Source organism: Agrobacterium sp. CG160-95 (assembly GCF_053521725.1).
This window is the reverse complement of record NZ_JBNWDU010000011.1, coordinates 98,473-111,486: the sequence shown is the minus strand read 5'-3', so window position 1 is coordinate 111,486 and position 13,014 is coordinate 98,473. Positions and strand designations below refer to the sequence as shown.

Below are 13,014 nucleotides of genomic sequence, written 5' to 3'. Positions count from 1 at the left end.
GGCCGGAATAATCCTGCAGATACAATTCAAGCTTTGCTCTCTGCGTGTCACGACTCTCGCCGTCTTCCTCGCTCGCAAGATCCTGCAAAAGTGAATCGAACAGAGCAAGCAGCTCGTTACCCGTCCAAGGGGCATCAGCAACTTGGCGTCTATCGCCAAGCGCTTCGAGCAAAGTACCGATCTGCAGCTCTTCTCTGTCAGCGCTGCGATGCAGAAGTTCGTTGAGAAATGCTGCGGTTCCCCCTTGGTTCGCCAGACCTTCAATATCCCGATGCAGGCGAGAAAGCTCTGTTCGACGGCTGCTAGCCCACTCATCGTAGCGATGTTTGAGTATCTTGTTGATCTCTGCGACCCCACCTATCGGAGCTGCGAAAACGGGATCCCTCAATGCCGCGGCAACGGCAGCTATACTGCTCTCTGCAATCCCACTAGCGGGCCAATGCATATTGTCACGCAAGCGTCGTAGCATCTCGCGCGCGTCCAGAAGCCGAGTTAGCGCGTTCATGGGTACGAGGAATTTGCCGAAAACGAGGACTTTTTCTTTCGCGTCTGTGTAGCTTTCTATTTTTCGAACAGCCGCAACAAGTGCAGGATGACTATAGATATCGGCATCACCTGATGAAAATGCATCCTTCCAGAATCTCGCCTGCCCGACTAGGTCGGTGTCTTGTGCCGCTTGTTCGTGAGTTTCCTCCTCGGTTGTCACACCAAGTCCGTATCCTTGGGCAATCGCTAGCCTCGACCGCTTTACACGCGGATCATCCTGCGGAAGCAACGAGAGTGCCTCGGCTGCACAGAAGCGGCGCAACCAATCGCGGGTGAAACCTTCCGCTTCGGGAGACACGGCCACATCTACGACCTCACGATAATCGCCATGCATCTCCTTGAATGCGCTAAATTCTGGATCACTCCGCTTGTCGCGACGCAAGACATAGGGCCGCAAGGCATCGCAGAACTTCGCTGCTGCTGTAGCAAAATCTTCAGCGAGTGCTTTGTCCAATACCTCGGTCTGAATTCTCCGAACCACTGTGACATAGCCGGTAATCCATTCCGTAAGTTCGGAAAGCGCTGCGATCTGATCATGATTTTCGCGTCCGTTGATACGTTCCAGCGTATCGATCCATTGGCTGGAATTCAGTTCCACCGGGGTAGCTGTCATGCCGAGGCGGAATGGAGACTTTGCCTCCCAACTTACTGGTCCAAGAATGCGTGAGAGGCTCGTATCTGCCCCCCGTGCTTTGTGGGCCTCATCCACCACGATCAGATCGAACTGGCCGAGTCCGTAACCGATCAGGGGCAGGATTTTTCGTTTGTACTCTTCAGAAGACAACCATCTCTGATCGTTCTGCAAATTGTCCCAAGGCAAATCATGCGCTTGTATAGCATCTGCAATCTCTTGGGCTGCCCTGCGGCTGGCGTGGACATGACCTAGTTCGCCTGAATAAAAATTATTGCGTATCAGGTTACGGCGCCGACCTTCTACCAGACGAGAAACGTTTGGGAGCAGCTCCCGGCGCCAACCGCTCGCCGGCCCTTCGCCCCGATTGGGGAATTGCATATTTGCAAAGGAGTGCGAAATCATAACGATTTTCTCAGCAGCCCAACCCCCTTCGGGTAGTTCGCGCTGCTGACGGCGATACGTCAGCCATTCTTTGTGGCCGCGTTTGCGTCGCTCGCTACCTTCTGCATCATTTTCTCCAGAAAAACCCGAGATAAAGCTTTCATAACTGCGTAGCGGCAGTAACGTCCTGTCGTCAGCGTTAAAACGCCTTAATTCTTGCTGCCACTGCACTCCAAGGCCCGCGGGAAGAACGACTGCAGTGCGTCCCCCCGCTTTACGAACCGCGTGAATGAGAGCAGCTGCAATGCGGGTTTTTCCCATCCCCACTTCGTCCGCTAGTAAGGCGGAGCGCTGACCTTTCCCGATGCGGCGAGCCAGTTCCATTACACTCGCGCGCTGCCCTTGATCCAAGAGGGTCTCTTCACTTTCTACAGCGATACAAGAAAGGAAGTCCGCGACGCTTTTCCAGTCTACCATCACGCATTCTCCCTGTCCCAAAGCGACGGACAGTCGTTTAGCTTCCAGTCCTTCGCAACAACAGAAAGTGCGTCAGTCAGCAGCGCAGCTGCAGATCCATTTGGTCGCATATGCGTGTCCGCCAAAGCGGGCAGCGGATTTGCTCCAGCTTTCCGAAAGAACTCGATCATACCCTGCTCTTGCAAGGAGATAGCGCATAGCGACTCCCGCAATTCCCGACACCATCGCTGCCAGTCTCTTGGGTCGATGCGCACTTGAACTTCGCCTAAACGTACTAGGAGCTCCATCATTCTCCGGATCGCGTAGGTGGCAGGCCGCGCCTCGGATGCGTCAGAAGGATCGGCAAACGCTTCACTACCCTCCCCGCCATCATCATGATGGTCAATGATGTCGGGTTCTGGAAAGTAAGCAAGCGTTGCCAGAACATCTTCGACGGTCATATCAGGCGGGCGTGTAACAACCAACGCACCCGCAGAAATGACTGGGAGGCGCCAGTTACCCTCCACAAGTGTTACGATCACAGGTGCTGGAGCGGGCCATTTACAAGGTGTTTCGACGGGGTTGCTGTCCGCACCAATTACCATGGCTTGTGTACCGTCGGGTGTAGAGAGTATGCCTTCGTTCCAAACAAGCCACGAGATTGGCGGTAGCGATTCCGGTTCTTCGGGTGGGACAAAGTCTGCACCGGTTTGTAAAGTCGTCAGGGTTACCGTCTCCCTGAATTGAACTGGCAGAAGCCCGGCAATGCTTTCCTTGCCATTTTTGCGGGAGGGCCATTTTTGCCCCTTTGGCAGATCAACGACAACGCCAGCTTCCAAGTTTCCGCCGGCGTTGGCGGCACGTTCGAAACCATTTTGGCTGAGGTTTCCAGAACCGAGATAGACCCGTCCTGTCACCTCAGTCTGCCCCGTGGCGAGAAGCACGAATTTTGCGTGAAGACTTGCATGGTCGCCGTGCAAGACAGAATGCGCACGACGCAGATTCCATCCCGCAGCTGTTAGGGCTATTGCCCGCGTCACAAGTCCCTGACATGAGCTCGGGTTTAGAAACAGGTCCAAAACCGGTTCTTTGGTTAGTAAGCCTTGCTGCGATAGTGCTTTACGTAATCGCTCAGGAAGACCTGTCGTATCGTCGCCCGTTGCCTCAAAATAGCCCGAACCAAGAATAAGCCGGTTGGCCTTTTTTCTCATCCCGATTTGGTTGACAACTTGCGGGAATAACGCTGTTTCCCGACTGTCGATAAAACGGGGGTGTGTGTCAGACGTTGGGAGCGCATCAATTGCAGTCTCGAGCCGAACATCCGGCCGATGGCCATCGTAATCGCGCTCAATTAAACTGCAGTCGGCGCGTTCTTTCAGCCAGTTAAACATTGCCTGGGCTGCCCGAATGTCAGCGACGTCCTGTTTGTTAGGAGAGGCGGTATCAACATCAATCAGCCAAAACAGGTCGATACTGTCTGTCAGCGGGTCCTGTGTCCAGTTACCAGTGCTGACGGCAAGTCGAATTACATAGCCCTCACCGCCGCGTCTGCGAAAGCCAAGTAGCGCGACTTTTGCGTGCAGAAGATTGTATCCTCGATCTTGCAGCTTCATCCACATCCAGGCCAACCCGGGGATGTCTGATACTGCATTGATGGTGGGATGGATAAACGCAGCAAGTACTGGACGAGCCACTTCCCCCGAAAATGTTCGTCGGATCTGTCCCAGAACCTGCCGCGTTGCGGTGAAACCGCAGACCAGACCGAAGTCACCATAATAGTCTTCAGGCGGCATGAAGAGTGAATAAAGCGTGTTGTTATGCATCAGGCTGCCTGCGCGCCTCCAGTCGTGCTACCGGGGTTTGGCCGGCCAGAAAGCTCAGTCATCAGGCAATGAAGATTGTAAAGGCGAAACAGTTGCTGAGCGAAGTCACCACCATCAGGTGAGTCGTGCTCCTCAATATCCTCAAAACCTCCCTGGAACTCCCCTGCAGCGGGCCCAAGTGTGATGGCATCATTTCGCCAGGAAATAACTGTTGAGTCTCGCTCAGCGAGTTTCTGCAAAAGCAACGCATCTGGCTGGGTGAGGATTTCTTTTACAAAGACTCTACTGCTCGCTTCTCGGCCTTGAGCGATTATATCACCTTTCTGGTTTGCGAAGGCGCGCAGTGATAAAAGTTGCTTGGAAACAACTTCGACGGCTTCGGGTCCGGACAATTGTGCCGGCCTGTTATCGTCGCGCAGCTTTTGCAAATGCCGCTCGAGCACGTCCAAGACAGCAAGTGCAGCATCCCTTAAATCCATAAATGCAGCGCCTGCGCGCAAATCAGACCAGTGATCCTGCTCTATACCTTGCATTGGGATCTCGTTTTCCAGGTCGGCGGCCGAGGGACCGGATTCAAGTCTGGCAAGATTACTTCGTCGGACCGCTCCAGAATCTGTCCCTCCGATCAGGCGCGCCATGATCAGCTTCCTGACTGCCTTCGGTAGTGTTCCAGTAGGCGAAAGCCCTTTCAGAACCTCCTTCATCCCGTTAGGCTGTTTACCACGCGCCCACTCCCCAAGAAGCCGCCGGGGTTCTTTCATCGCGTCTAGCGACAGCAACTCGTTGCCAGCAGTGTTAATACGGAACGCTCCGTAGCGGCTACCGTACACGAAACCAAGCGCAACAAGCGGCTGCACCATAGCCATGCGGATTGGCTGAACAACGTAGGTTCCGCTTCTGCTAAGGTTTCGAAAGCTTTTATCTTCTACGCCTAGCATCTTGCGCGTACCACGTACCCGCGAATCTTGAGGTCCGTGGATTGCTTCAAGCATGACGCGAGCCTCCACGGCATTGCCCACCGGCAACGCTGGTACACCAAGCTCCTCCGCTATGGAAACCGCCAGAACTGACCAGAGAATGGGCATTGAAAACCACATTCCGCCGATCCCTGGAACTGCTCGATCATTGAAATGGCGCACTGCGGCTGCAAGCCCTAAGTTCTGTTGGCGCCGTTGCGATACCACAGTATCGGGCGCTAGCATTCCCCAAACCATCAAGTGGTTCCGCTTGCGTGAGAAGATTGAGGAATGTTGGCGCTTGCCAATTCCAATCTCCCGTGATCGATCCAGAATATTGCAACTCCCTTGAGCAGATGCTGGGGGAAAAGTGTCTCAACTAAACCCGCATAGCTCGACAACTGCGACCAGTATGGGCCAAAGCCTTCTCCACTGCCTCCGGATTTGTGGTCAACGATCAGGCATCCTTCAGGCCCGATGGCAAGGAGGTCGATAGTGCCGGGGATTTCGGCCCCATCGTGTGTGAAACCAAGGACCGGTATCTCGGATACAAGATCCGTATAACCTTCAGCCGTCAGCCAGTTTTTCAATGCGCTGCCCCGCTCCGAAATAAGCTTAAGCGTGGCCTCTTCCAGTGCCGTGGCAGATACGAGATTTTCTGCCAGATCAGGCCGAGTCAGGTACGTGCGCAAGGCAAGGTGAAGTGCTGTACCGCGTGTCGCGTCGTTGATCGTTCCAGACCAGGGGGCGCCAAGATTGACGGTGGAAGTTGGCGGTACTTCGCCAGCGTTACGGCTTTGGGACGGCTGGAGCCGCCAAGGTGAGAGTTGAATTTCAGCCAAAGGCGTGGCAGGCCCGAACCGTGGTGCCAGGCTGGTGACGCTATTGGTATATTCAGTGAAGCTCGCGTGGTCCGGTAATTCCCTGACAACAGCCGGGCAATCAATACCGTTAATTCGGAAGGAGTCGGTTCCGATCTGCGGCGCACAATGATCCATAAGGATATGCGCGAGGTTTGTCGCCCCTGGCGCGTCCTCTTCGCGCTCTTTGACGAAACCAGGCCACTCTATCACCAGTCGGTCGCGTGCACGTGTTAGTGCAACATAGAGCAGGTTCTTTGCATTGGCTTCGAAATCGGCCCGGCGATCTTCAATGAACCGGCGAGTAGCCTCTGGAGCTGCAAAGCCAGGGGTGTGGATGAGCGCCGCTGAGCCAAGCACCACCGCCATATTATCGATCTGGTCCAATGCATGGAAACGTGTTGTCGTCGAGCCGGGCCAATCCTCAATGCCATTGTCTAGCTCGGCCACCACAGTAATCGGCCATTCGCGTCCTTTCGAAGCGTGCCATGTTACAATTTCTACGGCCTCGGCACTGTCGGCAGAAGGGTCAGGGCGACGGTCGAAATCGCGCTCGGCTGCGCGAGCGTCAAGCCAGCCCAGGAAAACCTTTGCGGTTTCCCCATGAAAACCCGAAGCCGCCTTGAGGTCTCGATGTGCAGCTTCGAAGTCGTTGGCTTCGGCCTCAAGCCGCAAAAGATCGGCGCGGGATCCAGCGGCATCAGGTTGTTGGTCTGCCCAAAAACGAAGGTTTGTGGCTGAAAGCACCAGGTCCAATGCTTCGCCAACTGGAAGGCTTGCCAGTTGGTCGGATAAAGCTGAGAGCTTCGCCAACATGGTATCGTTAACCAAGCTCCCGTCAATTTGTGCTGAAAGTGCGGCCTGAAGCGGCAGAGGATCGGGGCCGAGAGTGCGTAGGAGTAGTCCCGAGTGAATATCGGCCGGGTTTGCCGCAAAGGCCAGCGCGGCGCGGGCGGCCGTGACGACGGGGCTCTTGGCCCAACCGTCTTCGTTAATACGCACCGGCACCCCGCGTTCTCGCAGCTCTTCAGCGTAACGGGCGGCAGTCGCGTGTCGGCAAACCAGCAGTGCTATATCTGAAGGCCGCGCGGCACGTTCTGCCTTGGTATGCCGATCGGTTATTGTGTCGCCGTCTGTGAGGATGCGCGAGATGCGCTCAGCAATATGCTCCTGCGGTTTGGAATATTTCTTCACGTTCCGCGATTGGACCGCATTTAGCACCTCAATCGCAGGGCTCGCGATCGGATCTCTCGTGGGTGTCAACGGATTATAGCCATCGCCAAATAAGCCTGCCCCCATTGCATTGACGAACCTCATCACAGCCGGCGTCGAGCGCCAGTTGCGATCAAGCGGTTGGGAAGCATTGGGGTTCGCCAAGGCGAGAGCTTCTGATAGGCGCGGGTCGGCCCCCTGAAACCCCATGATGGACTGCTTAACATCGCCTACCAGCAGCGTGCGCTTGGCATGCGCGCCGAGGTGCCAAAGGAGGGCAAATTGTACGGGGTTGGTATCCTGGAACTCATCAATAATAACGCAATCTATCTCATTGAGTACCGCTTGAAGTACCGCGGAATCGCTGCGCAAAAGCCGCTCCGCCCCGGTGATCATGTCCGCAAAATCGATCAGGCCAAGGGCTTTTTTGCGAGCCTCATAGGCATCCATCACCTCCTGTGCGCATGTGATCAGGCAAGTCAGATGCAGCTTTGCATCCGCGAGAGGTCCGGGATGCCTGGGGAGAGCATTTGCGGCTTCCATAATGGCACTAGCAAGGTCGTCGTAGCCTTCTGGCGTTTTGCTTTTGCTGTTCGAGACAAACAGACTGCGCAGGTCATTCCAAAGCTTCCAGTCTCGGTCCAGGAGATCGGGGTTACGATGAACCAGCTTGAACGATGCCAGATTCTTTTCCAGCTTCTCAACATTACCTTTGGCAGTAATCTGGGCCATGCCCCCTTCCGGGAATTTGGCAATCATCGCTTTGACAGCAAGTTCCAGAGCGTTCCGGGCGGCGTTGGGGTCGGCCAGAACCTCACCGTAGACAGTATCTAGCCGCGATAGCGCGGACGCGAGTAGACCAAGATCACGGCCCTTGTCACCAAGACCGCGCAAGAGCTCGATCATCGATAAGACGCGTCCGCGTAAAGAGTCTTCAACTGTTTCAGCTTTTTGCCTGTTTGCTTCATAGCCGAAACGTTCAGGCTCAGCTTTGATAGGATCAAGTGATTTAGCGTTGGCCAAGGCCTGACGGATCAGGAGATCTCGTTCCGCATCGCCGAGATGGCGGGGCTGTGGCGAAGCGCCCGCCGCGAGCGCATGTTCCGTCAAAAGCCTCAGGCCCAATCCGTGGATCGTCGACACATATGCTCGCTCAACAGCCATTGCCTCCGAAACGAGGCCCTCGGATAGAAGTCCGGCGCGGATACGTTCGCGGAGCTCACCGGCAGCAGCCTCGGTGAATGTCACAGCTAGGATGCGTTCAGGCCTTACCACACCGCGCTTGATCCAATCGGACAACTGGCTTTTGATATGATGAGTTTTGCCGGCGCCGGCGCCTGCGGGAACGATAACCAGTCCTTGATCCATGGTCATTCTACCTCAATCTGACGGATGAATGCGGTGACGAGGGCAGAGCCATCGGTCAGAGCGTATGGGGTGAAACCTGCTTCTTTTTTGAAGAAACTTTCATCTAGGGATGTGTTTAGTACCACTCTGCCGGCGCCCAGCTCCGCCAATCGCGCTGTCAGTTTTTCCACCGCGCTATCACTAACTGCGTCGCCCATGTCCCGCGCAGGAGAACCCTGAGAGAGCGCCAGCCTAGAGGTCAGAAGACCTCCGTCATTCATAAGGTGATAGGCAACGGCGATCTCGCGTCCGATCAGCGGATCCATCCCGTCATTCTCGCGGCGGTGTGGGCGGGAGATCATCTCACGGTAGAGCCCAGCTTGTAGATCCCAGGCCGTTTCCATCCGTTTGCGCCGACCTGACGTTCCGCTCTTCTTGTGATCAACAACGAGCAAAGTACCATCGGGCAGCTCCAGGATCGCATCCGCCTTGCCATGCAGGCGAATGCCGTGTGCCTCTCCCGCTAACCAAATTTCATTACCTACGATCTTCGCGTTCAATGCCAACAAATGATCGCGCCAGCCCAGCGCTGCGGTCATGATCTCGCGTTCAAGCCCACGGCGCTCCAGCTCCCATGATGGGCTGCGTAGGTAGCCGGCATGACGAGAGAGGGCACGATCGTAGGCTTCCGGGATTGCTGATGCTAATGCTTCAGGTTCTGGGATCGGCTGGTCCTTCAAAAACACGTGTTCGAAAACGTCATGAGCTATGTTGCCTTTTGCTTTGACATTAAGCTCCTCGGCAGACCAGGACATGTCTTCGGCCCCAACCTCAGCCAGGAACCAAGCAAGGGGACTGACAAGCAATTTTTCCAAGCGCGAAGGTGATTGCGGCTCTGCGGTTCCGTCCTCGTTACAACGGAGAGCGAGCAGATCCTTGTCAGGAAAGACCAGCGCCTCAGGCAGGTCCGGCTGTGCTGATAATGGCGGAAGGTGGTGGTGCGTAACCGGCCAATCGCTCGGCGCGACACGCGACAAGTCAATAATAAGACTACCGGCCTCTTCGACTCCCGCAACTGAGCGTGCAACGAGTGACAGTCCCGCCGAAGGTTGCAATCTGGCACCCGACATATCTCGCCACGGGATAAGAAAAGTGACGCTTTCGGAGGTTGCCTGAAGTTGCTGATCAAAAAGGGAAAGACCTTGTGCAAGGCTTTCTGCCCTCCCACTCAACCCAAGTCCAGTTGTATTTCGGATCGTGGTGATCTCACTGTCCAAAAATAATGGATTGGCGCGCGGGCGCGTTGGATAATATCCGTCAGTGAAGTCGGAGACGATCAGGTGCCGGCAGGGCCGCCAGGGGCTTTCATGAGCAGACCAAAGGCTCACGCCTTCAAGATTGCGTTGCGGATCTGGGTTGGTAGGCGGCGCTACCTGAATTCCACGCAAGATCCCCTCCCAATCGGGTGGGCCTTCGCCTTGAGGTATAGCCAGCCGCGCCCTTACCTGCTCGCCTTTCGCTAGCCTCGCGCAGATACGGTCGAGAAGAAAACGGAGTTGCGCAAGACTGCTCGCCGAGGATCGGATATCGTCCCACAGTTCTTTATGCACCTGGTTCGAAACTAGCATTTCGCCCCGAAAATCGCCACCCATCAGGCTTTCTGCCAGATTTCGTCCGGTCTGAGCGGACCAGGGCATTAGTGGCGATAGTACCAAGCTCGCCAAAACCATCGCAGGTGTTGGAGGGCGTTTCGCAAGGGCGAGATGCAGTGCTGTTTCACCAACAACGTCTCGCTCCGGCAAGCTGGCAGGAAGGCCCGATAGAGGTACGCCCAACGTCGAAAATGCGCGAGCAATCTGACGTGTATTACCGCTAGTGAGAATGGCAATCTCTCGCGCCGGAGTGCCGGAATCAATCAGCGCTCGCGCGTGAGCAGCGGCGAAATCTGCACAGGCCGCGGGATCACGCAAACCATAGAACGCGAGACTGCCATCCATAGCAGCTGCCTCAAGCTGACTGGCTGCTATCCCACCCTGCAATGCGTACAGCCGGCTACCGATCGCAGCGGCGCGATTGCGAGGCGAGGCTTGAACTGAGCCAAACTCGTCCTTCAGACGGTTATAAAGCGCCTGCATCGCAGCTGGAGCTAGTGGGTCCAGTGATCCTTCTACAACTGGTGTAGCGGCGAGGAAACGCCCGTATGGTAAACTTAGTACGTGCCGCAGTGGCGCCAGACCGTCCGGCAAAGCCTTACCTAACGCCTCCCATAGACCGATCAACGCCAACAGATGCTGTTTTGCTCGGCTGTCCGGCAGGTGATCAATCGCAGGTAAGCACAAGTCTGGTGTTCCTAACACCAGATCCTCCAACGCAGCAGTCACCGCAGATATTGTCTCGACCGGGGCGTTCGCAAAGCTTTCCGCCCAGACCGGATCAGGGCTGGCCGCGATTATATGCCCAGGCGCCCATTCGAGCTTGACAGGGGCAAGAGACAATTCTGACAGACCCGTGTCGGTGAGCCGATATTGAAGGCCAGAACGTGGATCAGCAATGAGAAAAGGATAGTGCATAGCAGCCCTCTGAGGCGATATTGGATTTCAATCAGTTCAATTGACATACATGCGACTTATGAGTATATAAAATATATGGGCATTAAAAGAATGTCCATATAAAATATGTTCCCAGATAGATTTGAGGCGCGTGATGCTGAAATGGGGTGTCGAGAGGCGACTGGAGTTCATCGAGTTCCGCCTGTTCTGGGAGGGCGGCGTCAATCGCTCTGACCTTATCGATACATTTGGCGTTTCTGTCCCGCAGGCGTCAAAAGATTTGACTCACTACCAAGAGCGCGCACCGCAAAATGCTGTTTACGACAAAAGTGCTCGCCGCTATGTCGCTGGTCCGCAGTTCCAACCAGTTTTTCTCGATCCTGATCCGGATGCTTATCTTATGCGTCTGCGCTCGATGGCTGAAGGTTTTGCTGACGCAGGTTCAAACTGGCTCTCCAGTCCGCCTGATATGGATATCGCACTGACGCTGCGTCGTAAGGTCGATACAGAAGTTCTTCGATCCGTCTTGATGGCGTTGCGTGATGAACGATCGCTGGATCTTCGATATCAATCGATGAACCGGAATCGGCCTGATCCGGCTTGGCGGCGTATGACCCCACATGCATTTGGTTTTGACGGCTTGCGATGGCACGTCCGGGCATGGTGTCACGAGACGGAGCGTTTCAAGGACTTCCTGCTTTCACGTATTCTCGATTGTGGCGAATTCGGTGAGCCCGGCGCTGGCGCTATGCACGATCGGCTTTGGCAGGAAACATTCGACATCACCATTGTCCCTCATCCCGATTTGTCCAGTGGTCAGCAAGCGGTGGTCGCGAAGGATTACAACATGGTGGATGGAAGCGCCGTGCTGACAGTTCGCTACGCCATGCTCTTTTATGTGCTCAAACGGCTCGGACTTCTTGAGGGCGCGCGTAACCGAGATCCTCGTTCCCAACATATTGTTGCCGCGGATGAGCACGGTGTTGCCTCAGCCCTTGAGCGCGTTCAGCGCGAGTTTGGTCGCGCTGGGGCAGTGCCTCAATGATGTCGCCAGTCTCTAAGTACAGAATGTCCTTCAGTGTGGGAGGATTGATGCTCAACGAAAGCCTCGCTATTGCTCAGGCGTATCGACCTGGTGAGACATGGGCTGATGCGCGCGAGCGATTGCTAGCCCAAAGCGCATCTTCTCTGCCGAAACTGGCCTCACAGACACGCGCCTTGCGTGAAGTATACGACCGGATAGGTCAGCTCTCCGACGCTGAAAGAGAATTTATGACAACGCAGGCTGACCGCGGTGAGCAACAGGCGATAATTTGGCTCGCAATTTGCCGGACCTATCGGTTTGTCTATGAGTTCGCGGTGGACGTCATGAATGACCGCTTCCAGTCGTGGCGACTTGACCTGGGTCATGAGGTTTTTGACCGTTTTCTTGCGGATAAGTCTGAGTGTGATCCGAGCCTCGCAGATCTTTCAGAGTCCACCGCTGCCAAATTGCGGCAAGTTCTTTATCGGATATTACGCGAAGCGGGCCTAAGAAGTGTTGAAGGCAAGATTCAGCCGATCTGGTTGTCAGGGAGAATGAAGCGGCTGATTGAGGAAAGAAATCCGGCTGATTTGGGTATCTTTCCTGGAAATGGGGGGTAACTATGAGTTTTAGAACAGACCGGCGCACCCGTGCCGAGCACCTATTCAGGGTGATTTCCAGTCAGCGGTTCTTGCAAAAGCAAGGGCTTGGCAACGAAGTTCCTTTTTTCATTTGCGCTTACGATGCGGAGGATGGACTGCGCTTGGGCGAGGATCGTTTAGATCTGATCGCCCGCTTAAGCCATGTCGGTGTTCGCGTGCTCGATATCGATCTCTACGGACTGTCAATCAAGATCCTTGAGGACAGGGGTATCTTTGAGCAGATACTGGATGTGGAGGTCGGGACCGAAAAGGCGGAACTTAAAGAACTCCTTCAAGGTGTGCTGGACCCGCAGGAACATCTCATTCCAGAGATCGCAAAGAAGATCGAGGAAGTTTCGCACGACGTGATTTTTCTGTCAGGTGTAGGCGAAGTTTACCCGTATCTGCGGTCGCACAACATTCTCAACAACTTGCAAAGTACGGCGAAGGATCGGCCCACCGTTATGTTCTTTCCTGGAAAATATACCCATGCCTTGGCGACTGGGGCTTCGCTTGAATTGTTCGGCCTGCTGCACGATGACAAGTACTATCGCGCGTTTAACATTATGAATTACGAGGTCTGAT

The 13,014-nt window shown here is 55.1% G+C and carries 8 protein-coding genes; 3 read left to right on the top strand and 5 right to left on the bottom strand.

Annotated features, from left to right (window positions below):
- The 5 genes from ACQZ63_RS26660 to ACQZ63_RS26640 form a co-directional block, all read right to left on the bottom strand.
- Nucleotides 1–2,038, bottom strand: a 2,038-nt coding sequence (locus ACQZ63_RS26660; protein ID WP_448799538.1) for a DEAD/DEAH box helicase family protein, incomplete at its 3' end; no start/stop codon positions are given.
- Nucleotides 2,038–3,840 (bottom strand): hypothetical protein, encoded by a 1,803-nt coding sequence (locus tag ACQZ63_RS26655; protein WP_448799537.1) that lies wholly within the window; start codon nt 3,838–3,840, stop codon nt 2,038–2,040. The genes ACQZ63_RS26655 and ACQZ63_RS26660, both read right to left, overlap by 1 nt.
- The gene (locus ACQZ63_RS26650; RefSeq protein WP_448799536.1) at nt 3,840–4,832 is read right to left on the bottom strand and encodes a hypothetical protein; all 993 of its coding nucleotides are present in this window, start codon (nt 4,830–4,832) and stop codon (nt 3,840–3,842) included. Before ACQZ63_RS26650 ends, ACQZ63_RS26655 begins: the two co-directional genes overlap by 1 nt.
- Before the next feature lie 221 nt (nt 4,833–5,053).
- Nucleotides 5,054–8,242: a UvrD-helicase domain-containing protein gene (locus ACQZ63_RS26645; RefSeq protein WP_448799535.1), complete on the bottom strand. Its 3,189-nt coding sequence runs from the start codon at nt 8,240–8,242 to the stop codon at nt 5,054–5,056.
- Nucleotides 8,239–10,785: a PD-(D/E)XK nuclease family protein gene (locus tag ACQZ63_RS26640; protein ID WP_448799534.1), complete on the bottom strand. Its 2,547-nt coding sequence runs from the start codon at nt 10,783–10,785 to the stop codon at nt 8,239–8,241. Before ACQZ63_RS26640 ends, ACQZ63_RS26645 begins: the two co-directional genes overlap by 4 nt.
- Nucleotides 10,786–10,918: 133 nt before the next feature.
- On the opposite strand from ACQZ63_RS26640, the gene ACQZ63_RS26635 reads away from it, so the two are divergent.
- The 3 genes from ACQZ63_RS26635 to ACQZ63_RS26625 are packed head-to-tail and all read left to right on the top strand — an operon-like array spanning nt 10,919 to nt 13,013.
- A complete protein-coding gene (locus tag ACQZ63_RS26635; protein WP_448799533.1) occupies nt 10,919–11,809 on the top strand; it encodes a WYL domain-containing protein in 891 nt (296 codons plus the stop codon).
- Nucleotides 11,806–12,408 (top strand): DUF1819 family protein, encoded by a 603-nt coding sequence (locus ACQZ63_RS26630; RefSeq protein ID WP_448799532.1) that lies wholly within the window; start codon nt 11,806–11,808, stop codon nt 12,406–12,408. The genes ACQZ63_RS26635 and ACQZ63_RS26630 overlap by 4 nt, the downstream gene beginning before the upstream one ends.
- 2 nt (nt 12,409–12,410) lie before the next feature.
- Nucleotides 12,411–13,013, top strand: coding sequence for a DUF1788 domain-containing protein (locus tag ACQZ63_RS26625; RefSeq protein ID WP_448799531.1), 603 nt, complete (start codon nt 12,411–12,413; stop codon nt 13,011–13,013).
- Nucleotide 13,014 lies beyond the last annotated feature (1 nt).

What these genes read in the sequence shown, in the direction of transcription:
- ACQZ63_RS26655 (WP_448799537.1), bottom strand. Translation starts at nt 3,840, where the DNA reads ATGCATAACAACACGCTTTATTCACTCTTCATGCCGCCTGAAGACTAT.
- ACQZ63_RS26650 (WP_448799536.1), bottom strand. Translation starts at nt 4,832, where the DNA reads ATGCTTGAAGCAATCCACGGACCTCAAGATTCGCGGGTACGTGGTACG.
- ACQZ63_RS26645 (WP_448799535.1), bottom strand. Translation starts at nt 8,242, where the DNA reads ATGACCATGGATCAAGGACTGGTTATCGTTCCCGCAGGCGCCGGCGCC.
- ACQZ63_RS26640 (WP_448799534.1), bottom strand. Translation starts at nt 10,785, where the DNA reads ATGCACTATCCTTTTCTCATTGCTGATCCACGTTCTGGCCTTCAATAT.
- ACQZ63_RS26635 (WP_448799533.1), top strand. Translation starts at nt 10,919, where the DNA reads ATGCTGAAATGGGGTGTCGAGAGGCGACTGGAGTTCATCGAGTTCCGC.
- ACQZ63_RS26630 (WP_448799532.1), top strand. Translation starts at nt 11,806, where the DNA reads ATGATGTCGCCAGTCTCTAAGTACAGAATGTCCTTCAGTGTGGGAGGA.
- ACQZ63_RS26625 (WP_448799531.1), top strand. Translation starts at nt 12,411, where the DNA reads ATGAGTTTTAGAACAGACCGGCGCACCCGTGCCGAGCACCTATTCAGG.